The organism is Pseudoflavonifractor hominis, from assembly GCF_014288125.1.
In the GTDB taxonomy this organism is placed as follows: Bacteria; Bacillota; Clostridia; order Oscillospirales; family Oscillospiraceae; genus Pseudoflavonifractor_A; species Pseudoflavonifractor_A gallinarum.
In genome coordinates this window covers 213858-238637 of sequence record NZ_JACOPR010000003.1, presented here as the reverse complement: position 1 = coordinate 238637, position 24780 = coordinate 213858, and the positions used below count along the sequence as shown (strand labels likewise).

Annotated in this window: 21 protein-coding genes; 13 read left to right on the top strand and 8 right to left on the bottom strand. The window is 61.9% G+C overall.

Going from position 1 to position 24780, the window contains the following annotated elements; translation table 11 throughout:
- Nucleotides 1-9: 9 nt before the first annotated feature.
- The 3 genes from H8S34_RS06425 (at nucleotide 10) to H8S34_RS06415 (ending at nucleotide 3013) form a co-directional block, all read left to right on the top strand.
- Entirely contained in the window at nucleotides 10-1368 is a 1359-nt protein-coding gene (locus H8S34_RS06425; RefSeq protein ID WP_101691907.1) for an amidohydrolase family protein, read from the top strand.
- A gap of 192 nt (nucleotides 1369-1560) precedes the next feature.
- Nucleotides 1561-1908, top strand: a complete 348-nt coding sequence (locus H8S34_RS06420) for an Hpt domain-containing protein (RefSeq protein WP_180956752.1) — start codon at nucleotides 1561-1563, stop codon at nucleotides 1906-1908.
- A gap of 31 nt (nucleotides 1909-1939) precedes the next feature.
- Nucleotides 1940-3013, top strand: a complete 1074-nt coding sequence (locus H8S34_RS06415; RefSeq protein WP_186963360.1) for an HD-GYP domain-containing protein — start codon at nucleotides 1940-1942, stop codon at nucleotides 3011-3013.
- A gap of 62 nt (nucleotides 3014-3075) precedes the next feature.
- Here the strand turns inward: H8S34_RS06415 and H8S34_RS06410 are convergent, their stop codons facing one another.
- From H8S34_RS06410 to nrdD, 5 genes are all read right to left on the bottom strand, one after another.
- The gene (locus tag H8S34_RS06410) at nucleotides 3076-5502 is read right to left on the bottom strand and encodes an HAD-IC family P-type ATPase (protein WP_186963359.1); all 2427 of its coding nucleotides are present in this window, start codon (nucleotides 5500-5502) and stop codon (nucleotides 3076-3078) included.
- 176 nt (nucleotides 5503-5678) lie between these two features.
- The gene (locus H8S34_RS06405) at nucleotides 5679-7193 is read right to left on the bottom strand and encodes a 4Fe-4S dicluster domain-containing protein (RefSeq protein WP_101691911.1); all 1515 of its coding nucleotides are present in this window, start codon (nucleotides 7191-7193) and stop codon (nucleotides 5679-5681) included.
- A gap of 225 nt (nucleotides 7194-7418) precedes the next feature.
- Nucleotides 7419-8993, bottom strand: coding sequence for a glycosyl hydrolase family 18 protein (locus H8S34_RS06400; RefSeq protein WP_207724912.1), 1575 nt, complete (start codon nucleotides 8991-8993; stop codon nucleotides 7419-7421).
- Between the two features lie 157 nt (nucleotides 8994-9150).
- Nucleotides 9151-9678 (bottom strand): anaerobic ribonucleoside-triphosphate reductase activating protein, encoded by a 528-nt coding sequence (gene nrdG, locus H8S34_RS06395; protein ID WP_101691913.1) that lies wholly within the window; start codon nucleotides 9676-9678, stop codon nucleotides 9151-9153.
- A gap of 23 nt (nucleotides 9679-9701) precedes the next feature.
- The gene (gene nrdD, locus H8S34_RS06390; protein ID WP_186963357.1) at nucleotides 9702-11882 is read right to left on the bottom strand and encodes an anaerobic ribonucleoside-triphosphate reductase; all 2181 of its coding nucleotides are present in this window, start codon (nucleotides 11880-11882) and stop codon (nucleotides 9702-9704) included.
- 559 nt (nucleotides 11883-12441) lie between these two features.
- On the opposite strand from nrdD, the gene ilvD reads away from it, so the two are divergent.
- Nucleotides 12442-14124 carry a dihydroxy-acid dehydratase gene (gene ilvD, locus H8S34_RS06385; protein ID WP_101691915.1) on the top strand — a complete coding sequence of 561 codons (1683 nt, stop codon included), beginning with the start codon at nucleotides 12442-12444 and terminating at the stop codon, nucleotides 14122-14124.
- A 75-nt stretch (nucleotides 14125-14199) separates the two neighbouring features.
- Here ilvD and H8S34_RS06380 read toward each other — a convergent pair whose 3' ends face one another.
- The 3 genes from H8S34_RS06380 to H8S34_RS06370 all read right to left on the bottom strand — a co-directional run bounded on the left by H8S34_RS06380 (nucleotide 14200) and on the right by H8S34_RS06370 (nucleotide 17382).
- On the bottom strand, nucleotides 14200-15330 hold the full coding sequence (locus tag H8S34_RS06380; RefSeq protein WP_186963356.1) for a DUF4317 domain-containing protein: 1131 nt from the start codon (nucleotides 15328-15330) through the stop codon (nucleotides 14200-14202).
- A 238-nt stretch (nucleotides 15331-15568) separates the two neighbouring features.
- Nucleotides 15569-16711 carry a HAMP domain-containing sensor histidine kinase gene (locus H8S34_RS06375; protein WP_186963355.1) on the bottom strand — a complete coding sequence of 381 codons (1143 nt, stop codon included), beginning with the start codon at nucleotides 16709-16711 and terminating at the stop codon, nucleotides 15569-15571.
- The gene (locus tag H8S34_RS06370; RefSeq protein ID WP_101691918.1) at nucleotides 16708-17382 is read right to left on the bottom strand and encodes a response regulator transcription factor; all 675 of its coding nucleotides are present in this window, start codon (nucleotides 17380-17382) and stop codon (nucleotides 16708-16710) included. Before H8S34_RS06370 ends, H8S34_RS06375 begins: the two co-directional genes overlap by 4 nt.
- A 131-nt stretch (nucleotides 17383-17513) precedes the next feature.
- Between H8S34_RS06370 and H8S34_RS06365 the strand changes: the two genes are divergently transcribed.
- The 9 genes from H8S34_RS06365 to H8S34_RS06330 all read left to right on the top strand — a co-directional run bounded on the left by H8S34_RS06365 (nucleotide 17514) and on the right by H8S34_RS06330 (nucleotide 24771).
- Nucleotides 17514-18188 carry a hypothetical protein gene (locus tag H8S34_RS06365; RefSeq protein WP_186963354.1) on the top strand — a complete coding sequence of 225 codons (675 nt, stop codon included), beginning with the start codon at nucleotides 17514-17516 and terminating at the stop codon, nucleotides 18186-18188.
- A gap of 13 nt (nucleotides 18189-18201) precedes the next feature.
- On the top strand, nucleotides 18202-18333 hold the full coding sequence (locus H8S34_RS15335) for a CD1871A family CXXC motif-containing protein (RefSeq protein WP_252192538.1): 132 nt from the start codon (nucleotides 18202-18204) through the stop codon (nucleotides 18331-18333).
- Entirely contained in the window at nucleotides 18326-19201 is an 876-nt protein-coding gene (locus H8S34_RS06360) for a 4Fe-4S binding protein (protein ID WP_186963353.1), read from the top strand. Before H8S34_RS15335 ends, H8S34_RS06360 begins: the two co-directional genes overlap by 8 nt.
- Nucleotides 19194-19727, top strand: coding sequence for a peroxiredoxin family protein (locus tag H8S34_RS06355; RefSeq protein WP_101691921.1), 534 nt, complete (start codon nucleotides 19194-19196; stop codon nucleotides 19725-19727). Before H8S34_RS06360 ends, H8S34_RS06355 begins: the two co-directional genes overlap by 8 nt.
- A gap of 118 nt (nucleotides 19728-19845) precedes the next feature.
- Nucleotides 19846-20463, top strand: coding sequence for a type A chloramphenicol O-acetyltransferase (gene catA, locus H8S34_RS06350; RefSeq protein WP_186963352.1), 618 nt, complete (start codon nucleotides 19846-19848; stop codon nucleotides 20461-20463).
- Between the two features lie 72 nt (nucleotides 20464-20535).
- Nucleotides 20536-21093, top strand: a complete 558-nt coding sequence (locus tag H8S34_RS06345; RefSeq protein WP_186963351.1) for a DNA-3-methyladenine glycosylase I — start codon at nucleotides 20536-20538, stop codon at nucleotides 21091-21093.
- A 29-nt stretch (nucleotides 21094-21122) separates the two neighbouring features.
- The gene (locus H8S34_RS06340; RefSeq protein ID WP_186963350.1) at nucleotides 21123-21749 is read left to right on the top strand and encodes a GNAT family N-acetyltransferase; all 627 of its coding nucleotides are present in this window, start codon (nucleotides 21123-21125) and stop codon (nucleotides 21747-21749) included.
- A 283-nt stretch (nucleotides 21750-22032) separates the two neighbouring features.
- The gene (locus H8S34_RS06335) at nucleotides 22033-24417 is read left to right on the top strand and encodes a LuxR C-terminal-related transcriptional regulator (RefSeq protein ID WP_186963349.1); all 2385 of its coding nucleotides are present in this window, start codon (nucleotides 22033-22035) and stop codon (nucleotides 24415-24417) included.
- Nucleotides 24418-24522: 105 nt separating this feature from the next.
- Nucleotides 24523-24771, top strand: coding sequence for a DUF2442 domain-containing protein (locus H8S34_RS06330; protein WP_101691926.1), 249 nt, complete (start codon nucleotides 24523-24525; stop codon nucleotides 24769-24771).
- Nucleotides 24772-24780 lie beyond the last annotated feature (9 nt).

Sequence of the window (24780 nt, the reverse complement as noted above, 5' to 3'; positions counted from 1 at the left end):
GGAAAGGAAATGATCGGTATGAACACCCTCTTCCGCAATCCCTGGATCGTGACGATGAACGACGACTTTGAGATGATCCGCAACGGATACGTCTACGTCGTGGAGGATAAGATCAGCGAGGTGGGCTCCGACCCGATGCGCATGGCGCAGCTGAGCCTGGAGGCCGATTCGGTCATCGACGCGGCCGACAAGATCCTGATGCCCGGTATGGTGAGCGCCCACACCCATCTCTTCCAGACCTTCATGCGGGGCCTGGCCGACGACCTGGAGCTCTATCCCTGGCTGTCCACCCAGGTGTGGCCCTTCTCGGAGCTGATGACTGAGGAGGACTTCTACTACGCGGGCCTCATCGGCTGTCTGGAGAACCTGAAGACGGGCGCCACCAGCTGCATCGACCAGCACTATATCTTCACCTCCCTGAACAACGGGGACCACATCTTTGAGGCCATGCGGGACTCCGGTATCCGCGGCAATATGTGCCGGTGCTTCGCCAACATCGTCTACTATGAGAAGTTCCGGGAAGAGGACCAGGACCGCATCCTGGACGACATCAAGCGCCTGCACAGCCAGTGGGCGGGCACCGAGAATGGCCGCCTCTCCCTGAGCGTAGGCCCCCTGAATCCCTGGGGCGTCTCCCCCGACCTGTTCCAGAAGAGCAAGCAGCTCTCCAAGGACCTGGGCGTCAAGTTCCAGGTCCACACGGCGGAGGACCAGGACGTGGTGACCAAGACGGCCGCCATGTACGACGGCATGCGCAACCTGGAGTTCTTCGACTCCCTGGGCATCCTGGATGAGGACACCCAGCTGGCCCACGCCATCTGGCTGGACGACCACGAGATGGAGATTCTGGAGAAGCGCCGCTGCCAGCCCATCCACTGCCCCGTGGCCAACGCATATCTGGCCGACGGTGTGGCCCGGGTGCCCGAGATGCTGAAGATGGGTCTGCCCGTGGCCCTGGGTACCGATGGGCCGGGCAGCAACAACGCCCAGGATATGCTGGGCACCCTGAAGTACACAGCCCTGATGCACAAGAACCACAACCTGAATGCCCACATCATCTCCAACAAGGACGTGCTCACCATGGCCACCCGCAACGGCGCCGTGGCCATGGGCATGGACGGCCAGATGGGTCAGATCGTCCCGGGCATGAAGGCCGACATCATCCTGGTGGACTGGAAGAAGCCCCACATCGCCCCGGTCCACCATCCCGAGTCCGCCCTGGTGAACAATGCCAACGGCAACGACGTGGACACCGTCATGGTCAACGGCGAGATCGTGGTGCGCAACAAGAAGTCCACCAAGATCGACGAGATCGCCCTGATCGACGAGTGCCAGAAGCGCATCGAGTACATCAAATCCAAGATGTAAGTTTGTAAAGTTACAAAGAAAGGCCCCGTTTCGCCGGATTCCGGCGAAACGGGGCTTAAAATGTAACGGAAAGCGCTGCGAGAAGGGAAAAACGTTGACAGTCCGGGGGAAAAAGGGTATGCTAGGTGTAAAAGGCTCTGTATGGAGGACATGGAAACAGGAAGACCCCGACAGAGCGTGGGAGGAACAGAGATGGATCTGAACACAATGGCACAGACACTGGGCCTGGATTTGACGGGAACACTGGCGCGCTTTGGCGGAAGTGAGGCGCTGCTGGTGCGGTTTTTAAAGAAATTTCCCCAGGACGGAAGCTTTGCGGCCCTCTGCGCCGCAGTGGAGCAGGGGGACATGCAGGGGGTGGAGCACGCCGCTCACACCCTGAAGGGAGTCGCGGCCAATCTGGGCCTGGAGCGGCTGAAGGAGCACAGTGACGCCCTTGTGGCGGCGGTGCGCAAGGGTGAGACAGAGGGCGTCCCCGCCCTCTTCGCCCAGGTGCGGGAGGACCATGCGGCCATCCTGTCCGCACTGGAGAAGCTGTAAAGTTGAGCCAAAACGAGGAGGAAGCCGTGATATGCAGGAGGAACGACAGACCATATTGATCGTCGATGACGTGGAACTCAACCGCGCCATTCTCCATATGGTCTTTGAAGAGGAATTTGAGATCCTGGAGGCGGAGAACGGTGCGGAGGCCCTCTCTGCCATCGACGCGCATCCCAGCGGCCTGGCGGCCGTGCTGCTGGATGTGGTCATGCCGGTCATGGACGGGTTTCAGGTTCTGGAGGAGCTGGGGAAGCGGGGACTGCTGGAGCAGCTGCCGGTCTTTCTCATCACGGCGGAGAACGATCCCAATGTACTCAAGCGGGGGTATGACCTGGGGGCGGTGGATATCATCGAGAAGCCCATTACCCCCTACTTCATCAAGCGGCGCATCGGAAATGTGATCCAGCTCAACAATCTGGTGCGCACCCAGGACGAGATGCTCCGGGAGCAGGCGGAGGAGATCCGCTCGCTCAACAGCTCCATCCTGGAGACCCTGGCCACCGCCATCGAGTTCCGGGACCAGGAGTCGGGGGAGCACGTCCTGCGCATCCGGGAGCTGACCATGCTGCTGCTGCACGGGATGATGGAGCGCTATCCCCAGCGCTATCAATTTGACGAGGAGGAGCTGCGCCTGATCGGAGACGCGGCGGTCATGCACGATCTGGGCAAGATCGCCATACCGGATCAGATCCTCAATAAGCCGGGCAAGCTGACACCGGAGGAGTTTGCCATCATGAAGACCCACACCACCCAGGGGTGCATCCTGCTGGACAGTGTGCCCCAGGTCCGCTCCAACCCGGTGTACGACTACGCCTACGACATCTGCCGGCACCACCATGAGCGGTGGAACGGCCGCGGGTATCCGGACGGTCTGGCCGGGGATGAGATCAGCATCTGGGCCCAAGTGGTGGCTCTGGCCGACGTCTATGACGCGCTGGTGAGCGAGCGGGTCTATAAGAAGGCCTTCTCCCACGAAAAGGCCGTGGATATGATTTTGAACGGGGAGTGCGGGGTCTTCAACCCCGAGCTCATGGAGTGCCTGCGGGAGATGGCGGGCGAGATGCGCACCCGGTATCTCCAGGTCCGCAAGGACGGGAAGTCCTGATTGTTTTCCATACTGCGCTGCTGCGCCGGTCTCAGAGCGAGGCCGGCGCAGTTTTTTTGTGCTCAGAGTGTGTTTTCCGGCCGGGGCGCGGAGCGGTGGGCGGCGCTGCGGAAGAGGCGCAGGAGCCAGGGCCGGAAGCGCCGGCACAGAAAGGTGAGCCCCAGTAGGACCAGTGCGGTGGGCGGGGCCAGCAGGCCCAGGAGGTTCCAGCCGTCCCGGGTGAGGGGCGTGAGCTGGAACCAGGGGAAGAAGAGGAGGACGGCCCCTGTAAAGGCGGCCAGAATCAGGCCCAGCACCAGCCCTCGGTAGGGGGTGAAGGGCCGGCACAGGAGCACCAGGACCAGAAATCCGTTCAGACTGAGGAGCAGGGTGCAGACCGTGGAGATCTGCTCCATGGGCAGCGCCATGGCGCTGCCCGCCCAGACGCAGGCGAAGATGGCGCACACATCGGCCAGTCCGCCGGGCAGGGCGTTGACAAAGACGCTGCGCAAGAAGTGGCCCCGGATGCGCTCGTAGGAGGGCTCAAAGGTCAGCAGGAAGGAGGGCACGCCAATGAGCAGGCCGCTCACCAGGCTGACCTGGGCCGGGCGGAGGGGGTAGAGCAGCGGGAGAACCAGCAGGATGGCCGAGGCCAGGAAGGAGAAGATGTTCTTGACCAGAAAGAGGGAGGCCGAGCGGGCGATGTTGTTGATGACCCGGCGGCCCTCCCGCACCACCTGGGGCAGAGCGGAGAAGTTGGAGTCCAGCAGCACCAGATGGGAGACCTGCTGGGCCGCGTCGCTGCCCGCCGCCATGGCGATGCTGCAATCGGCGTCCTTGAGGGCCAGCACATCGTTGACCCCGTCCCCCAGCATGGCCACCGCGTGGCCCCGCCGCTGGAGGGCGTGGAGGAGCTGCTGCTTCTGCTGGGGGGTGACCCGGCCGAAGACGGTGTACTGCTCAGCCAGGAGTTCCAGATCGGCGTCGGGGGGCAGGGTGGAGAGGTCCAGCCAGCGCTCGGCGCCGCTTACTCCGGCCCGCTGGGCGATGTGGGCCACCGAGGCGGCGTGGTCCCCCGAGATGACCTTGACGGTCACCCCCTGCTCCCGGAAATAGGCCAGGGTCTCGGAGGCGTCCGGGCGGAGCTGGTCGGAGAGGAAGAGGAAGGCCAGCGGCTCCGGCCGGGCGGTGAGCTTGTCCCCCGCCAGGACCTGGCGTCCCCGGGCCAGCAGGAGCACACGCTGCCCGGCGGCGGCCGCCTCCTCCAAACCGGGGGCGTACCGGGCCCAGTCGGGCCCCAGCAGGCCCTCCGGGGCGCCCAGCAGATAGCTCTCTTCCTCCGGGAGGACGAGGGCGCTCCACTTGCGCTCGGAGGAGAAGAAGACCTCCCGCACCGGGGACCAGGGGACCTCCGGCGGGGCAAAGCGGGCCTTGAGGGCCTGGGCCGTGGCGTTGTCACTGGCCGAAGCATGGACAAAGGCCCCCAGCAGTTCTTCAGCCCGGTGGGCCGGGATGGAGAGGGGGAGGAGCCGGGAGACCTCCATCTTCCCCTGGGTCAGGGTCCCGGTCTTGTCCAGACAGAGGATATCCACACGGGCCAGATGCTCGATGCAGGAGAGCTCATGGACCAGGGTGCGGCGGCGGGCCAGATTGGCCACGCTTACCGCCAGGGCCACGCTGACCAGGAGATAGAGCCCCTCGGGGATCATCCCCACCATGGCGGCCACCGTGGAGCTGACCGCGTAGGGGAGGGAGGTGTGGAGGAGCACATACTGCTTGTAGAAGAGCACGGTGCCCAGGGGGACGATGGCCACCCCGATGAAGCGGAGCAGCCGGTCCAGGGAGCGCATCATCTCCGAGCGGCTGGTACGCCGGCCCTTGGCGGCCCGGGCGATCCCGGCGGCATAGGAGTCGCCGCCCACCTTCTCCAGACGGGCGGAACACCGGCCTGATGCCAGAAAGCTGCCCGAGAGCAGGGGATCGCCCGGGCGCTTGAGAACGGGGTCGGACTCGCCGGTGAGGAGGGACTCATTGACCTCGGCGCAGCCCTCCTTCAAAACGGCGTCGGCGCAGATCTGGTCTCCGGCGGAGAGCAGGATGATGTCGTCCAGCACCAGCTCCTCCGTGGGGAGGGTAAGGCGCTTTCCGTCCCGCACCACGGTGGCCGTGGGGGCGGAGAGGAGGGCGATGCGGTCCAGGGTGCGCTTGACCCGCAGCTCCTGCACGATGCCGATGAGGACGTTGCACACCACAATGCCCAGAAAGAGCATGTCCCGGTAGGCTCCCACCGCGAAGAGGCACAGGGCCAGGGCCACAAAGAGCGCGTTGAAAAAGGTGCACAGGTTGTCCCGGATGATCTGGCTGACCGGCTTGGGCAGCTGATTGGGGTCCCGGTTGGACCATCCGGCGGCGGCGCGCACAGCAGCCTCCCGGGTGGTGAGGCCCTGAGAAGGGTCGGGGTCCAGCCGGGGGACCGGCGTGCGCTGAGGCGCTTTGGCGCGGGGCTTCATAGGCATCGTCCTCTCGTTGGGATCTTTTGCTAAGGAAAGTGTACCAGCTTTGTATGAAGAGTCAATGAGTCTTTTCTTACGATTTTTTAAAAAAGCGGGCAAAAACCGCAAAAGATGCAAAAAATCCCCCCTGCCCGTAGGCAGGGGGGAAAACATTTGCGGATGCGGAGGGGAAATTACTCCTCCAGACGCTCCAGATCCTTCAGGTAGTCGGTCTCACAGCAGAACTGCTTTTCGGCCTTCTTGGCATACTTCTTCACGGCGGCGGCCGACTTGTCGATGGGCTGCATGGAGCCCGCACCCGCCACACAGCCGCCGGGGCAGGCCATGCCCTCCAGCAGGTAGCCGTTGTACTTACCGGCCTTGGCCATGACCATCATCTTGCGGCAGTCCTCCAGACCCTGGGCGCTGGCCACCTTGATCTCGCCGTGCTCGGGGTACATCGTCTTGATGCAGTTGACCACGGCCTGGGCCACGCCGCCGCTGACGGCAAAGTTACGGCCGTCGGCGCTGGACTCGGAGAGGAACTCCTCCTCCTCGATGTTCTGGATGTCGATGTTCCGGGCGTTGAAGAGGCCCATCATCTCCTCAAAGGTGAGGACGAAATCGATGTCGCTGCGGATGCTCTTGCGCATGGCCTCCAGCTTCTTGGCGGCGCAGGGACCGATGAAGGCCACCTGGGCGTTGGGGTGCTTCATCTTGATGAGGCGGCCGGTGAGCACCATGGGCGTGAGGGCCATGGAGACGCAGTGGGCAAGCTCCGGGAACTGCTTCTTGGCCATGACGGACCAGGCGGGGCAGCAGGAGGTGGCCATGAAGGGGAGATTCTCAGGCACGTTCTTGATGAAGTCCTCGGCCTCCTCGGCGGCGCACAGGTCGGCGCCCACGGCCACCTCGATGACGTCGGTAAAGCCCAGCTGCTTCATGGCGGCGCGGAGCTTCTCCGGGGTGACGTTGGGGCCGAACTGGTCCACGAAAGCGGGGGCCACGGCGGCGTAGACATGGGAGCCGCCCTTCATGGCGGTGATGAGCTGGAAGATCTGGCTCTTGTCGGCGATGGCGCCGAAGGGGCAGTTGACCAGGCACATGCCGCAGGAGACGCACTTGTCATAGTCGATCTCGGCCCGGCCGTACTCGTCGGAGCCGATGGCCTTCACACCGCAGGCGGCGGCACAGGGGCGCTCCTGCTTGATGATGGCGTTGTAGGGGCAGGCGTCCACACAGCGGCCGCACTTGATGCACTTGTCCTGGTCCACTACCGACTTGCCGCCCACGATGTGGATGGCGTCCTTGGGACAGACCAGAGTACAGGGGTGGGCCAGACAGCCCTGGCACCCCTCCGTGGAGATGACCTGCTTTTCCGGGCAGGCATGGCAGGCGAATTTGATGATGTTGATGAGGGGAGGCTCATAGTAGGTCTCGGGCCGGGTGCTGTCCTCAATGCCCTTGGAGATGGGGGCCGACTCCGCCGCGGAGCGCACGGGCAGTCCCATGGCCAGACGCAGACGCTCGCCTACGATGGCGCGCTCCAGGAAGATGCTCTCCCGGTACTGGGCCTGCTCGCCGGGGAGGATCTCATAGGGAAGCTCCTCCAGCTTCCGGGCGTAGTCCCCGTCCTCGTAAGCCATACGGGCGATCTCGGTAAAAATACTGCGACGGATGTCGGTAATGGAGGTGTAAATTCCACGCATATCCAAAAAGTCCACCTTTCACTGCTTGCCTTGCAGCTGTCTCAATTCAAGTTCAGTTTTAAGTATAGCCGGAAACCAGTGGATTGGCAACGGAGACTGAGCAGTTTTGCAAAAATTTACAACATATAAACAAGAAAAAAGAAAAATAGATGGCAAAAAAGACGGAAATGAGAAGAATCTAAGGGGAAAAGATGTGACGGGAATGAACGGGTCGGTTCAAACAAACTAACCGGTCAGGGAAAAGGACACCCGGCGGTCGGGATCGGTCATGCGGGCCACCAGCGCGGCGGTCTCGGCCCGGGTGATGACGCTGTTGGGGCGGAAGGAGCCGCTGGCATCCGACCCGGCAAAAATACCGGCCCGGTAGAGCTGATAGACGGCGGGGCCGTGGAGGTCGCTCTCGGCCAGATCGGGAATGCGCTCCACCGTGTTGATGGGGGGCAGGGCGCTCCCCGGCAGAGAGCGGGCCAGGAAGGTGGCAAATTCCGCCCGGGTGAGGGGGGCGCTCAGCTCCGCGGCGGAGAGATTCTGGGTCAGAATGCCCTGGGTACGGGCATAGTCCACATAGGGCTGATACCAGGGAGAGCCTGGGGAGATGGTCTCCCGGCCGTTGTGATGGCGGTCGTGGATGCGGCTGGCCAGGGCGATGCCCTCGGCCCGGGTGAGGGTGCGCAGGGGGGAGAAGGAGGTGCCGCCCGTCCCCTTCATGAGTCCGGCCTCATAGGCCGCGCATACGTCCTCATAGTACCAGCTGCCCGGCACCAGGTCGGTGAAGGGGTGGGAGGCATCCTCCCGCAGGGTGCGGGTAATGGCGGCGAGGAGGCTCTTGGTGGGGTCGGAGGTGTCCTGGGTGATCTCCCAGATCATGACACTCCCCAGCTCATCCCGGGCATACCGGGTCTTGGCCTGGATGGTGGACAGGCCGTTGTACCAGACCGTGCGGCCCTGGTAGGTCACCGAGTCGCTCAGGTGGGCGTTGGGGACGGCGGAGAGGATGTCCCGGTAGGCCGTTCCGCCGGGGCGGGCATAGAAGGGGAGGCCCAGGACCACCTTTTCGGCGGGCACCCCCCGGGTCTTGTGCCAGTAGTCCCCGGAATAGCGGGCGAACTGGTAGGTGGAGTGGCGGGCGCCCTCGTCCCCGTCATAGGCCATGACATTGATCCAGTCCACGGCATGGAGGACCGCGTCGGTGTGGGCGGCCGAGTCGGAGTAGACCGCGCCCTCCGGAGACACCCCGCAGAGCACGGCGCTGGTGAGGAGCTTCCCCTTGGCGTGGAGGCGCTGGGCCAAGTCCAGCATGAGGGCCTCGTACTGCCGGTATGTACCGTCCTTAAGGCGGGGGTGCTCCCAGTCCATGTCCACGCCGTCAAAGCCGTACTGATCGCACATGGCGATGATGGCATCGGCAAAGGCCTTCCGCTTGGCCTCGGTGGCGGTGGCGGCGGCAAAAGTGGGCTCCAGGACCACGCCGTTGTAGCTCCAGCCGCCCACGGCCAGGAGGACCTTGACTCCCTTCTGGTGGGCGGTCTGGATGAGCTGCCGGGCCGCCTGGGCGTTTTCCAGGGGGCGCAGACCGCCCTCCGCGGTGGGGATGGCAAAGGCGTAGTTGAGATGGGTCACCTGGTCATAGGGGATCTGGGAGAAATAGCCGCTGCGCCAATAGGGGACATAGCCCACCACTTTTTTCTGGGAAGAGGTGCCGCCGGCGGCCTCCAGCCCGGGGGAGACCAGGGAGAACGCGGTGAACAAGGCGAGCAGCAGCGCCAGAAAGGAGAGGGCGCGTGTTGTTCGTCGGTGCATGATAAAATTCCTGCCTTTCTCAAGATTGCGTGTGGAAGATACCACAGAGAGCATGATACCATGGAGGCAGGGGGCCATGCATTAGGAGAGTACAGGAAAAAAGGGTCCGCCAGGGACAGTGATCTGTCCCGGCGGACCCTTTGCAGAGGTTGAACATTCAGTTGTCGTCGCTCCACAGGACCACGGTCCCGGCTGCGCGGGAGCGATTGAGATCGATGAGACGCTGGTTGGAGGAGCCGCGGAAACGCAGGGTAATGTCCTTCTTCTCCTCCACAAATTCCCCGTCCACCAGTACGTCGATGAGAGAGAGCATCTCGTCGGTGACCTCGCACCGGGCCCGGCTCTCGCCCAAAAGCTCGGTATCATAGACGTATCCGGAGAAGGCCCAGATATCCTTGTCCGGGAAGCGCGCCTTGACCCGGCGCAGGAAGGGGAGGAGGGCACGCTGATTGTCCGGCTCAAAGGGCTCTCCGCCCAGGAGGGTGAGGCCGTTCATATAGGAAGGGGAGAGGTCCTCCAGAATGGCGTCCTCCACCGCGGGGGTGAAGGGCTGGCCGTAGTGAAAGTCCTGGGCCTCCTCATTGAAGCAGCCCTTGCAGTGGTGGGTACAGCCGGAGACAAAGAGGGAGACCCGCACGCCGATGCCGTTGGCGATGTCCCGCCGTTTGATAGCGGCGTAGTTCATAGCGATCCGTCCTTTCCGGTGCCTTACAGGTGGAGCACCCGCTCCTTGATCTCCTGAGTGCGGCCCTGATTCCAGTACTGGGTGCCGATGTAGCCGCAGGTGCGGCGGGCCACGTTCATCTTGTCCTGGTTGCGGTTGTGGCAGTGGGGGCACTCCCAGACCAGCTTGCCGTCCTCGTCGGTGACGATGCTGATCTCGCCGTCATAGCCGCAGACCTGGCAGTAGTCGCTCTTGGTGTTGAGCTCAGCATACATGATGTTGTCGTAGATGAACTGCATGAGCTGGAGCACGGCCTCCAGGTTGTTCTGCATGTTGGGCACTTCCACATAGCTGATGGCGCCGCCGGGGGAGAGGGTCTGGAACTGGGCCTCAAAGGAGAGCTTCTGGAAGGCGTCGATCTCCTCCGTGACGTGGACATGGTAGCTGTTGGTGATATAGGCCTTGTCGGTCACGCCGGGGATGATGCCGAAGCGCTTCTGGAGGCACTTGGCAAAGCGGTAGGTGGTGGACTCCATGGGGGTGCCATAGAGGGAGAAGTCTATGTGCTCCTTGGCCTTCCAGCGGGCGGTGGCCTGATTCATGTGCTCCATGACCGCCAGAGCGAAGGGGGTGGCCTCGGGATCGGTGTGGGACTTGCCGGTCATGTACTTGACGCACTCGTAGAGGCCGGCGTAGCCCAGGGAGATGGTGGAGTAGCCGTTGTAGAGGAGCTTGTCGATGGGCTCGCCCTTCTGCAGGCGGGCGATGGCGCCGTACTGCCACAGGATGGGGGCGGCGTCCGAAAGGGTGCCCTTGAGGCGGTTGTGGCGGCACATGAGGGCCCGGTAGCACAGGTCCAGGCGCTCGTCAAAGACTTTCCAGAAGGCATCCATGTCCCCGCCGGAGGAGAGGGCCACGTCCACCAGGTTGATGGTGACTACGCCCTGGTTGAAGCGGCCGTAGTACTTGGGCTTGCCGGTCTCGGGGTCCACATAGGGGGTGAGGAAGGAGCGGCAGCCCATGCAGGTGTAGCAGTGGCCCTCGCCGTTCTGGTCCACCTTGTTCTGGAGCATGATCTTTTCCGAGATATAGTCGGGCACCAGGCGCTTGGCGGTGCACTTGGCGGCCAGCTTGGTCAGGTAGTAGTAGGGGGTGCCGGGACGGACGTTGTCCTCCTCCAGCACATAGATGAGCTTGGGGAAGGCGGGGGTGACCCAGACGCCCACCTCGTTCTTCACGCCCTGGTAGCGCTGATTGAGGGTCTCCTCGATGATGAGGGCCAGGTCCTTTTTCTCCTGCTCGTTCTTGGCCTCGCCCAGGTACATGAACACGGTGATGAAGGGGGCCTGTCCGTTGGTGGTCATCAGGGTGACCACCTGGTACTGGATGGTCTGCACGCCCCGGCGGATCTCCTCCCGCAGGCGCTTCTCCACGATCTTGTGGACCACGTCGGGTTCGGTGGAGCCGCCGCAGATGGCCAGATCGGCCAGCACTTCGGCCAGGATCTTCTTGCGGGAGACATCCACGAAGGGGGCCAGGTGGGCCAGGGAGATGGACTGTCCGCCGTACTGGTTGGAGGCCACCTGGGCGATGATCTGGGTGGCGATGTTGCAGGCGGTGGAGAAGCTGTGGGGCTTTTCGATCATGGTGCCGGTGATGACGGTGCCGTTCTGGAGCATGTCCTCCAGGTTGACCAGATCGCAGTTGTGCATGTGCTGGGCGTAGTAGTCCATGTCGTGGAAGTGGATGATGCCGGCCTCATGGGCCTCCACGATCTCCCGGGGGAGGAGGTGGCGCTTGGTGATATCCTTGGATACCTCGCCGGCCATGTAGTCCCGCTGGACCGAGTTGACGGTGGGGTTCTTGTTGGAGTTCTCCTGCTTGGCCTCCTCGTTGTTGCACTCGATGAGGGAGAGGATCTGATCGTCGGTGGTGTTTGCCGACCGGCGGAGGTTGTGGTCATAGCGGTAACGGATGTAGTGCTTGGCCGTCTCGTAAGCGCCGTCCTTCATGAGCTCGGTCTCCACCATCTCCTGGACCTCTTCCACAGAGGGAGCTCGGCCCATCCGGAGGCAGTCGGCCTCGATTTTTTGCGCAATGGCCTCGATCTGCTCCTCGGTGAGTTCCGGAATGGTAGAGGCGGCCCGGCTGGCCTTGGTGACAGCGGTGACAATTTTCTCCCGGTCAAACAGGGCCTCGGCGCCGCTTCGCTTCATGATCTTCATATTTGCGCTCGCTCCTCTTACGTATCTATTTGGACCGCCCGCCGCCTCAGCGGCGGACATAGCGGCCCATGAAAAGAGGCAATCTCCCACACACAAGATCTTGGGGGGAGAATGCCCTCGAACTGAAAAACTGTGTACATTATATAGTGCCTGTTTTGAAAAAGCAACCCATATTTAGCGTTGGGAAGGAATCGAGGGGCGAGGCGCAGTCAATTTGCATGAAGGGGAGAAAAACCATGCCGCAGGAAGGGGTTGCGGTCTTATGACCGGGGAAATGACCCGCCGGTGGACCGGAAAAGAGATAGGCCCATGGATGGAAAAACAGCAAATCGACGGAAGTGAAAAAGAGGGTTGACACACGCCCCAAAACAGGGGGAGTAGACATAACCATATATAATGTGTCAAGCACCCCCAAAAATTTTATGAGAAAGGGAAAAAGAGCGGTTGACGCGGCGGGGCGAGAATGTTACTATATTAAATGTCAAATTCGCATATATAAAAACGATTCGTATATCGGAATTTTGTGAGAGATAAACGGATGCAGAGAGGAGAATGTATAATGCATCGCAGTGAGAAAATTCTGCGCGGAATCGACAACCAGTACTACAGAGCGACTTACAAGTCCATGGGCTTTACGACCGAAGATCTGAAGCGGCCCATCATCGGCATTGCCAATGCCTGGAGCGAGTGCGTGCCCGGACACTTCAATCTCCGGCAGGTGGCCCAGCGGGTCAAGGACGGCATTTACCGGGCCGGCGGTACGCCGGTGGAGTTCGGCGTGATCGGCGGCTGTGACGGTATGGCCCAGGGACACGACGGCATGCACTATATCCTGCCCTCCCGTGAGATCATTGCCAACTCGGTGGAGTCCATGGCCCAGATCAACCTCTTTGACGCCATCGTGCTGCTGGGCTCCTGCGACAAGATCGTGCCCGGCCTGCTGATGGCGGCCGCCCGTCTGGACATCCCCTGCATCCTGCTGCCCGGCGGACCCATGGAGGGCGGCATCGTGTTTGACGGCCGTCAGTCCGACCAGACCTCCAGCGCCGAGGCCTACGGCATGCTCTCGGCCAACAAGATCACCGAGGAGGAGTATAAGGTGCTGGAGGAGTGCTCCTGCCCCACCTGCGGCTCCTGCTCCTACCTGGGCACCGCCAACACCATGTGCTCCCTCTCCGAGGCTCTGGGCATGACCCTGCCCGACGGCGGCATCGTTCCCGCCTCCTCGGCCGCCCGTCTGGCCGTGGCGGAGGAGACCGGCATCAAGATCATGGAGCTGCTGGAGAAGGGCATCACCTCCCGGAAGATCATCACCAATGAGAGCATCCGCAACGCCATCAAGGTGTGCCTGGCCATGAGCGGCTCCACCAACGCGGTGATGCACCTGACCGCCATTGCCCACGAGGCTGAGCTGGACATCGACGTGCTGGAGGAGTTCGGCACCCTGTCCAAGACCACGCCCCAGGTGGCCAAGATCAACCCCGCCTCCAAGTACAACATGGTGGACTTCTACCGGGCCGGCGGCGTGGTGCGCCTGATGAGCGAGATGTCCTCCATCCTGGACACCGACCAGATGACGGTCAGCGGCAAGACCGTGGCCGAGAACATCGCCGGCCACCGCTACCTCTATCCGGTGGACCGCCGGGTCATCCGCACTCTGGACGATCCCTTCGGCTACACCGGCGGCGTGGCCGTGCTGCGGGGCAACCTGGCCCCCGACACCGGCATCACCAAGCCCGGCGCCTTTGACAAGAGCCTGCATCACTTTGTGGGCGAGGCCATCTGCTTCGACTCTGAGGAGGAGGCCGAGGAGGCCATCATCGCCGGCAAGGTGCGGGAGGGCCACGTGGTGGTCATCCGCTACGAGGGCCCCAAGGGCGGCCCCGGCATGCGCGAGATGTTCAAGGCCATGAAGTACCTCTATGGCCGCGGCCTGGCTCTGACCACCGCGCTGATCACCGACGGCCGGTTCTCGGGCACCAACAACGGCTGCTTCGTGGGACACATCTCTCCCGAGGCGGCTGAGGGCGGCCCCATCGCCATCGTGCAGGACGGCGACAAGATCGAGATCGACGTGGACAACAGCAGCCTGAACCTGCTGGTCAGCGAGGAGGAGATCGCCGAGCGCCTCAAGCACTGGAAGCGTCCCGAGCCCAAGTTCAAGAAGGGCTATCTGGGCCTGTACTGCAAGCTGGCGGCCTCCGGCGCGAAGGGCGCCATCATGGATTACAGCCTGCTGTAAGACAAATCAGACCGAAATACACAGCCAAAAGGGCCGGAATGCGATCTGCATTCCGGCCCTTTTTTGCACTTAATATCAGGGAATGTGGATATTCACGCCGTTGACCTCCACGCCCTCGTCGGCGCGGATGAGGATGTACTTGACGCCGTTGATGACCCGGGTCTCCACCAGATCGCCACGCTCCGGGTTGACCCGGATGGTGACGTTGGGGGTGCGCACCTCAAAGCGCTTGGGGTCCACCAGGTTCTGGGGGGGCAGCTGGGTGTCCGAGCCGAAATGGGTGTCGAACTTGGTGTCGAAGAGGGCCATCTGGGTCTCGTTGACGCCGCAGGAGCCGAGTATCTGCTTGACCATGTCCTTGGTCATGACCAGAGGCTCCTCCTCCTTGTTGAGCTTGTGGGCCTCGATGAGGTCCCGGATCTGCTCGTGGACGGCCTGGACCGCATCAAAGCTGCAATCGTCCTCCAAGGTCTCCTCCAGAATGCTCTGGAAGGCCTCCTTCTGCTCGTCGGCAGGCATGGGGAGGGTGCGGGAGAACACGGCCTCCACGAACGAGGCGTGGTTCTCGGCGCTATTGCGGGTGTAGTAGAGGGTGTTATAGAGGTTGGTGCTCCGGTCGTCAAAGGAGGGGAAGATGAAGCCCAGCTCCGGGGCCGAGACCAGCCAGTCGGAAGTGCGGTTGTGGAAGGCATTTTCCGCCACATAGTAGCTCAGGGCGGGCTTGGTCAGCTTGATGGGGCAGACGCTGCACAGAATGTAGGAAAAGACCTCGGAGGAGGCGTCAGCCTGGGTATCCCCGTCCTTGGAGCGGTAGGGGACATCGTAGGTGTCGTGGGCCAGCAGGATGAGATAATTTCCCTCCAGCGCGGCGGACTGAATGACCTTCTGGAAGAAGGTGTCCACCGCCTCCTCATCCTTCAGGGAGGAGTCACGCAGAGCCATGAGCAGACGGTGCTCCTCACTGCTGACCACCTGCTGGGTGTCAAAGGCCAGGTCGATCAGATTTTTGCCCAGGCTTCCGCTGAGGGTGCGCTTGAGGATGGAGAGAAAGGTGTCGGTCTCCTCCTCGGACATCATGGCGAGAGACTGGTCGAAGCGGGCGACGATCTCCTGATTTTCATTCACATAGCAGCCGCGGATATGGGTAATATTGCTCTTGTCCTTGCGAAAGCGGCGGCGAATTTCAGCAACTTCTTTTTCGTTCATAGGGAACCTTCCTTCTATCTATCATCGGTCAATGGAATGCGGCAGAGAAGGTAAGAGGACAGTGTCACAGAACATGAAACATCCCCACCTCGTGGGAGAGGTGAGGGGGTAGGGCCGGCTTGTGCGGCGGTTTCTCATGCGCAGATGGAATGCTTCAGACCTTCGTGATTCCGGACCGATCCGAGGCACCCCGGATCGGTCCCATTATTTTACCATATGGGAGCGGGCTTTTGCATCATCAAATTTTACACTGCGCCTCCTCCGGGCAGGGCAGCACCAGGAGAAAACGGCTTCCACCGCCCTGGACCGCCTCCGCCCGCACGCTGCCGCCGTGGAGCTCCGCAATGGCCCGCACCAGGGAGAGGCCCAGCCCGGCCCCGCCCAGCTGCCGGGAGCGGGATTTGTCCACCCGGAAAAAGGGCTCAAAGATCTGCTCCCGGAACTCCGGAGGGATTCCAAGGCCCTCGTCGCAGACCTCCACCTGGGCATATGCTCCCGCGCGCGTGGCCCGGACGGTCACGGTCCCGCCGGGACGGTTGTATTTGACGGCGTTTTCCATGAGATTGAAGAGGGCACGCTCCAGCAGGATGGCATTTCCCAATACCGTCACAGGTTCGCGCTCCAGTTGGATGGCAATGTTCTGCGCCCGGGCCGCCTCCTCCAGGGTCCCGGCCACCTGGGTGAGCAGCTGGGAGAGATCCACGCGCGCGCTGCGCTCCAGATCGTCCAGGTTGGTGAGGGAGAGAAGGTCGTTCACCAGAGCGGAGAGCCGCTCCGTCTGCTCCTCCAGTACGTCCAGTAGCGCGGCTGTCTCCGGCGTGGTGCACAGCCCCTTCTTCCGGAAGAGGGCCATGCGGGTCTTGAGCACAGCCAGGGGCGTGCGCAGCTCATGGGCGGCACACTGGGCAAACTGCTTTTGCTGCTGGAAGGCCCGGCTGAGGTTTTGGGACATCTGGTTGAAGGAGACCGTCAGTCCGGCCACCTCGTCTCCGCTGGCGGGCACGGGAAGAGGGGTGTCCAGGTCGGAGGCGGTCCGGCCGCGGATCTGTTCGTCCAGCCGGCGCAGGGGGGCGAGTGCCTTCCCCGTGAGCCAGTAGACCATCAGGCAGCCGCTCACCACGATGATCCCCATGGCGGCCACGCTCTGCATCCGGAAGGTCTCCCGGGCGGGGCGGCTGACCGCCGCCATGGGGAGCTGGGAGAGCGCTCCCGTTTCGCATGCGCCGATCGCCTGGGCCGGCTGAAGGGGCGTGGCCTCAATGGCGTCGGCCATCTCATAGGCGGAGTAAGTATGGCTGACGGTCAGCAGCAGGCAGCACACGGCCAGCAGCACGCCGCAGACCAGCGTCACCCGCAGACGCAGAGAGATCTTCCGGCTCAAGTCCTCACCTCCAGACGGTATCCCTGTCCGATCTTGGTCACGATGGGGTCATAGCCCAGGGCGGTGCGCAGCTTTTTCCGCAGGGAGGAGATGTGCATCCGCACCGCGTGGCTGAAAGGGTTGGACTCGGCCTCCCAGATGTGCTCCAGAAGCTCCTCCTGGCTGACCGCCTGCCCCGCCCGGAGCATGAGATACTCCAGGATCCCAAATTCCTTGCGGGTCAGGGAGAGGGGGAGACCCTCGGCGGAGATCTCCCTCCGCTGGGTATCCAGCGTGAGTGGCCCCACCACGAGGGCCGTATCCCGGGAGGCAAAATCCCGGCGCAGCAGGGCGCGCACCCGGGCCTCCAGTTCCTCCAGGGCAAAGGGCTTGGTGAGGTAGTCGTCCGCCCCCAGGTCCAGTCCGGCCACCCGGTCGGCCAGGGTGCTCCGGGCGGACAGGATGAGCACCCGCTGCTCGGGTTTTTCCCTGCGGACTGCCCGCAGGATATCCAGCCCGTCCATACCGGGCAGGTTCAGATCCAAAATCACCAGATCGTAGGACTCCACCAGAATGCGCTCCCAGGCCTCCAGCCCGTCATAGCAGCGCTCCACGGTGTAGCGCTCCAGCTCCAGGTCCTCGGCGATGTCGTCGCACAGCTGGCGCTCGTCCTCTACCACGAAAATCTTCATTACAAAACGCCTGCTGTTTTTCTCCTATGGTAACACAGTCCCGGTCAAATCTGTGTCAAGAACTTGACAGGGACTTGACACGCTCTATGGTATCATGTCCGGCGTCAAATGAAAACACAGGAGGAATCCCCATGAAACAAAACGCGATTCTGGCCGGCGCGCTGGCGCTGTGCCTGACCCTCTCCGCCTGCGGGAGCAAGGCCCCCGGCCCGGAGGAAGTGGAGGCGGCCATCCGAGACGGCTCGGTGACCATCGAGGACGCCCTGGACAAGGGGTGGATCACCCAGGAGTGGGCGGACAGCTATCAGGAAGAGCGCTCGGTCCCTGCGGCGGACAAAATGGCCGTGAACAAGGTGGGCGCATTTGAGACGGAGACCCTGACCGGAGAGACCTACACCGGGGCGGATCTTCCGGACACCGCCTTTCTGGTCTTTCTGGACCCGGAGGACCCCGGAGCCGCGGATTTCTACACCGGACTGGTGGACGCGGTGGAGGATGTCCGCGCCGCGGGGGCGGACATCGTGGTGTGCAGCAAGGGGGACATGGACCACGAGCTGTTCCAGGGCGCGCCCTTCCCGGTGGTGGCCTACAACGAGTCCATGCAGGAGGCGCTGGCCCAGAATGACGAGATGGCCTCGGAGATCCCCTGTGTGGGCGTGTGGTATGTGAACGGCTCCCTGATCTCCGCCTGGACTTCCCAGGTGGAGGCGGAGGATCTGGCGGCCTCCGCGCCCAGCTTTGTCGCCATGGCCCAGGAGGACGACCCCTCCGGGGAGGATGGGATGGCCGCCGTTGCGATGGGATGAGAGGAGCGGGACGATGAAAAAGATCCCGGTCTGCCTTCTGTTGGCTGCGGGTGTCCTGATCGCCGCGGGCATCCTGCGCGGGGAAACGGCCACCGTCTGGAACAAGGGCATCAATCTGTGTCTGGAGTGTGTTGGCATTGGCTAAACAACGGAAAACAAGCGGACGGTGGAAGATCCAGGCGGCGGCAGCCCTGGCTTCCAACCCATTTCTGCTCCATTTTTTCAGCGGAAAATTATACCGGGGGCGGCTGAAAAGCCTCTGTGTGCCCGGACTCAACTGCTACTCCTGCCCGGCGGCGGCGGGCTCCTGCCCCATTGGATCGCTGCAGGCGGTCATCGGCGCGCCGAAATATCAGGTGTCCTACTATATCATGGGAATCCTGCTCTTCTTCGGCGTCCTGCTGGGGCGGGCGGTGTGCGGGTTTCTGTGCCCCTTCGGGTGGTTTCAGGAGCTGCTCCATAAGATCCCCACGAAAAAGTTTGGGACCCGCCGGCTGCGCTGGCTGACCTATCTGAAATACGGCATTCTGGTCCTCTTTGTGATCGTGCTGCCCATGACGGTGGTCAATGAGGTGGGACTGGCCGACCCGTTTTTCTGCAAGTACATCTGCCCCGCCGGGATTCTGGAGGGGGGCATTCCCCTGGCACTGGCCAACGAGAGCATCCGGGCCAGCCTGGGGGCGCTGTTCACCTGGAAGAGCTGTATCCTCCTGGGTGTCATCCTGCTGGCCGTCTTTTTCTACCGGCCCTTCTGCAAGTGGATCTGTCCTCTGGGGGCCTTTTACGGCCTGTTTCACAAGGTCTCCCTGTACCGCCTGTCGGTGGATGGGGAGAAGTGTACTGCCTGCGGCGTGTGCAGCCGCGTGTGCGGCATGGATGTGGACGTGTTCCGCCATCCCAACCACGCCGAATGCATTCGGTGCGGGGGCTGCATCCGGGCCTGCCCCCACCAGGCCATCCAGAGACAGGCCCCCTGGATCATGAACGAAAAAAGGAGCACAAACCATGGATAAAAGAATTGCTACCCTTCTGACCACGGCCCTGGTTCTGGGGCTGAGCGCCTGTTCCTCTTCCGACGAACTGGTCTCCAAGACGCCGTTTCCCACCTTCTCCGAGGTGGACACCGAGGGAAATGAGGTGACGAACGACATCTTTTCCGAGTACGACGCCACCATCGTCAACTTCTGGAACAACGGCTGCGGCACCTGCATCGAGGAGATGCCGGAGCTGGAGGAGTATTTCCAGGAGTTTCAGGAGAAGAACATCAATCTCATCGGCGTGGCGTCCGATTCCGGCGAGAGTGAAGAGCAGCTGGAGACCGCCCGGAAGATTTTGAAGGAAAAAGGGGTCACCTACACCAATCTCTCCCCGGACCCCGACCAGGCGCTCTATACGGACTTCATCTCCCAGCTGGCGGGATACCCCACCACATACGTGATCGACAGCGAGGGCAACATCGTCGGCGCGCCCATCATCGGGAACGTAAAAGCCCAGGAGGACACCCTGAACGCCCGCCTGGAGCAGGCCATGGACGGCTGAGTCCCTGGCGGTCAGACCGAAAAACCGGGTCATATCCGTCGTCTGGACTGGTATGACCCGGTTTCTATGCTATAATAATAGATCAGAGACAAGAGAAGGAACTGGAGGCGGGAGCAACATGGAATTTATACCGGTCGATCTGGACACCTGGGCCCGAAAGGAGCACTTTGAGCACTACTTTCACCAGGTGCCCTGCACATACAGCATGACGACAAAGCTGGACATCACGCCGCTCATCGAGGCAGAGGAGCGGCTCTATCCGGCCATGCTCTACCGGATCGCAAAGGCGGTCAATCAGTATCAGGAGTTTCGCATGGACCTGGGGCCCGACGGGACGCTGGGATTTTATACGGAAATGCATCCCTGCTACACGATTTTTCACCAGGACAGCGAGACTTTTTCCAATCTGTGGACCGAATACACCGACGATTACGGGGCCTTCTGCCGGGCCTATCAGCAAGATCTGGAGCAGTTTGGAAGCTGTAAGGACATGATGGCAAAGCCGGACGTGCCGGTCAACACCTTCCCGGTCTCCATGGTCCCGTGGGAGAGCTTTGAGGGATTCAATCTGAACCTGCAAAACGGCTACCGCTACCTGCCTCCCATTTTTACCATGGGGAAATACCAGCGAGACGAGCGCGGGGTGTGGCTGCCGCTGTCCATTCAGGTAAATCACGCGGTCTGCGACGGCTTCCACGTCTGCCGGTTCATCGCTGCGCTGCGGGAGATGATCTGAAGAGCTTCCACCCTGCGGTCAGACGGACGGAATTCCCCGCACGGAATGGAGAAAGAAATGGAGCGTGGTCATATGACAGAAAAAATCAGATGCAGCTGGGCCAATCCCAAGAATCCTCTCTATATCCGCTACCACGATGAGGAGTGGGGCATTCCCGTCCACGACGACCGGAGGCTGTTTGAAATGCTGGTTCTGGAGGGCTTTCAGGCGGGCCTCTCCTGGGAGTGCATCCTCAACAAGCGGGAGGCATTCCGCCGGGCCTTTGACGGCTTTGATCTGGAGAAGGTCTGTGCGTACGACGCGGAAAAGCTGGAGGCACTGAGGCAGGATCCCGGCATTGTCCGGAACAAGCTGAAGATCCGCGCCGCAGTAAAGAACGCCAGGATTTTTCGGGACATGCAGCGGGAGTGGGGGAGCTTTGACCGCTACCTCTGGCACTGGACGGAGGGGAAGCGCATCCATGAGACCGGACAGGTCCGCTCCGAGCTGTCCGACGCGGTGTCTGAGGACCTGAAGCGGCGGGGCATGAAGTTCGTGGGGAGCGTCATCATCTACTCCTATCTGCAGGCGGTGGGCGTGATCGACTCCCATGAGGAGACCTGCTTTTGCAGGCAGGGAAAGAGGGCATAACTTCGACCGCACCATATCGAGGAGGAACTATGAGACAGGACAATATCATCATCCGCCGGGAAACACCGGCGAACTACGCTGCCGTAGAACATCTCACCCGGGAGGCCTTTTGGAACGTCTACCGCCCCGGCTGCCTGGAGCACTATGTGGTCCATGTGCTGCGCCGGGACCCGGATTTTGTGCCCGAGCTGGACCTGGTCATGGAGCGGGACGGAGTGCTCATCGGCCATGTGCTGTATATGCGCGCCAAAATTGTGGCCGATGACGGCCGGGAGATCCCCATGATGACCTTCGGGCCCATCAGCATCCGCCCGGACCTCCAGCGGCAGGGCCTGGGCAAGTACCTGCTGGACGAGTCCATGGAGCGGGCCAGAGAGCTGGGGGCGGGGGCCCTGTGCATCGAGGGCAACATCGACTTCTACGGCAAGTCCGGCTTTGTAGTGGCCGGGACCCGGGGCGTCCGCTACCACGGGGAGCCGGAGCAGGAGATCGTCCCCTATGTCCTGCTCAGGGAGCTCCAGCCGGACTTTTTGAAGGGCGTCACCGGGGTCTACCACACGCCGAAGGGCTACTATGTGGATGAGGCTGCGGCGGAGGAATTTGACCGGAACTTCCCGCCCAAGGAAAAATTAAGGCTGCCGGGACAGCTGTTTTGATCCGGGCGCATGTGAACATCGGCCGCAGTTTTTCCTGCGGCCGATGTTTCATATAGGGCGGATCGGAGTGCATGGAAAGGAACGATTCCGAAGACGGAAGACGCCTCTGCCGCAGCCGCACAGCGCTGCCCCTCTCCCCCAAAATCCCCCCTTTCGAGGGAGTGACAAGGCCCCCCTTTTTTCCTATAATAAAAGATAGGAACGGGGTGAGCAAATGGATACGCTCTATTTTTCGCAAGATATCCAACAGAAACTTTCTCACATCTATCAAAGCAGTCTGACCATGATCGAAGCGCCTGCGGGCTATGGGAAAAGCACGGCGGTCCGCTGGGCCATGCGGGAGATTCCTCCCGAGCAGGTCCACTGGTTCACGGCGGTGAGCTTTTTGCAGGACACCAGCCTGGACTGGTTTATCCGGCAGATCGGCACCCTGGACGCGGACGCAGGCGCCGCACTGCGGGGGCTTGGCTTTCTGAACCGCAGCAATGTCAGCGCCGCTGCGGACATCCTGGCCCGCCTTTCGGTCTCCTCACCCTGCTATCTCATTTTGGACAATTTTCAGCTGATCGGCGACAACTGGCCGTTGCCCCTTCTGCAGGCGATAGCGGACCGGCCCCGGGATAGCCTGCATGTGGTGCTGATCTCCCAGAACTTTAAAAAGCTGCGGGCTGTCTTTGAAAGCAGCTCCGGCGTCTCCCGGCTGAATTCCCGGGATTTTCTGCTGGGCAAGAAGGACATCCTGCAATATGCCCAGCAGCTGGGCCTGAACCTGACCCGGCAGCAGGCCGACATGGTCTACCGCAATACCGAGGGCTGGGCCGCCGCGGTGGCCCTGTATTTGAAGAGCTTACAGGACAATCCCGACAAGCTGCCGGAATTCCACGATATGGACGGGCTGCTCCACGAATTTTTCTGGCGGAAAGTCTCCTGCAAGGAGCAGGAGATGCTGCTGCGGGTGGCGGTGTATGACTGCATCCAGGAGGAACAGCTGCCGGACATTGCCCCCGGTCAGGAGGCGGCTTTGCAGAACCTCCTGGTGCGCACGCCTCTCATGCACCACGACATCCGGGCCAGAACCAGCTACCCCCACGAGCTGCTGCGGCATATCCTGCTGGAGATGCTGGAATCCATGCCCCCGGACTTCCGCTGTCAGGTCTATGAGGCCGCGGGCACCATCTACCGCCGGACCGGGAACAACAAAAAGGCCGTGGAGTGCTTTTTCCAGGCGGGCAACGACGAACAGCTGCTCTCCTGTGAGCTGGTGGGTCTCCTGGGGGAGACCTTCGGCTCGATCCCCTACACCGCCCTGGCCCGCAGGGTGCTGCAGCGCTGTCCCCGGGAGACATTGGCCCAATACCCCCTCTCCATGCTGCGGCTGTGCCTGGCCCTGTTTGCAGGCACGGATTTCCGGGGCTTTGAAGCCGCGCTGGAGGAGAGCCGGGAGATCCTGGCGGAAAACGGCAGCCGGCAGCTCATGGGGGAGTGGTATCTCCTCTCCGCCTTCCGGGAGTTTCCCGACATCCCCCGCATGAAGGCATGTTACCAGGAGGCTGCCGCCTGGATGAGCGAGCCCTCCCGGCTCTTCAACCGGCGGGAGCCTTATCTGTTCGGCACCACCTCCATGTGGTATCTCTTTTACCGCACACCGGGGAAGATGATGGAGACGGCGGAGGAGCTGCGGGACATGCTGGAGGTCTACAACCCCCTCACCGGCAATCACGGGGCCGGGGCCTATGAGCTCTACCTGGGCGAGGCCCTCAGCGTCCAGGGGCGGTTTGACGAGTCGGACATCTACGCCCACCGGGCGGCGCTGCTGTCGGAGCAGTGGCAGAACGCCACGGTGACCTACGGCGCGGCCCTGCTGCTGGGCATCAACGCCATCTACCAGTCGGACATGATCTCCCTGCAGAAGGCCATCGAATATCTGGAGACCAAGGCCCTGGCCTATCCCTTTTTGCAGCACACCGCCATCAACACCCAGATGGCGGAGACCGTCCGTACCTATCTGCTGGGCCTCATGATGGAGCCGGACCGCTCCGCCGCCTGGGCCAGAGGGGCGGCGGACATGCTGGGGGACCTCACCTTTACGAACTTCATGGCCAAGACCAACCGCATCACCGACCTGATTTTGAAGAAGGAGTACAAGCGGGCCATTGCCAGCGTAGAGGCCTCCCTCCAGCTGGACAGCCGTCTCATCTCCCTGTCCACGCGCAATTTCATGTGTGTGGGCCTATCCCTGTGCTATCTGTCCATGGGGGCGATCCCCCGGGCGGCGGAGTGGCTGGAGCAGTCGCTGTCCCTGGCGGAGCAGGATAAGAACTATACCTTCCTGGCCTGCTTCCGAAAGTATCTCTCGGTTTTGTTTCTGCTTCCCTCCATCAAAAAGAAGCATGAGACCGCCATCGCGGAGATCAAAGCCATGGAGATCCACTATACCAGGGCGGAGGAGAGCCGGATCTTTGCCATGCTGGAGAAGTACCCGGATCAGATGACCGAACTCAGCGAGCGGGAGCGGGAAGTGGCCCGGCTGGCAGCGGAGGGCCTGCGCAACAAGGAGATCGCCCAGCGCCTCTTCATCTCGGAGGAGACCGTGAAGAGCCATATCCGCAGTATCTTCAACAAGACCAACATCGACCGCCGGAGCAAACTGGTGGATCTTTTGAAATAACTCCCCCCAAAATCCCCCTTTCGGGGGATGTGCGCAGCATAGGAACTCGGTATGATAAATACAGAGTTCCTATGCTGTTATTTTTGCGCGAAAGGAGGAGAGCTTATGGACGCCTCCGGCATCACTTTGCAGGTACTTCCCAACTATCAGCTCAAGCTGAGTTTTCCCAACGGCAGCGAGGCGGTCATTGACATGAAGCAGCGGGTCCACGCCATCCGGTTTGGAAGGCTGTCGTCGCCGGAGCTGTTTAAAACCGCCCGGCTGGTGGACAGCGAGGTGGTCTGGGACAATGGGGCCTACTGCGTGCGTGCATCCATCAATGAGCTGCTGGATTCCATGCAGATGGACGGATAGAAGGAGGAA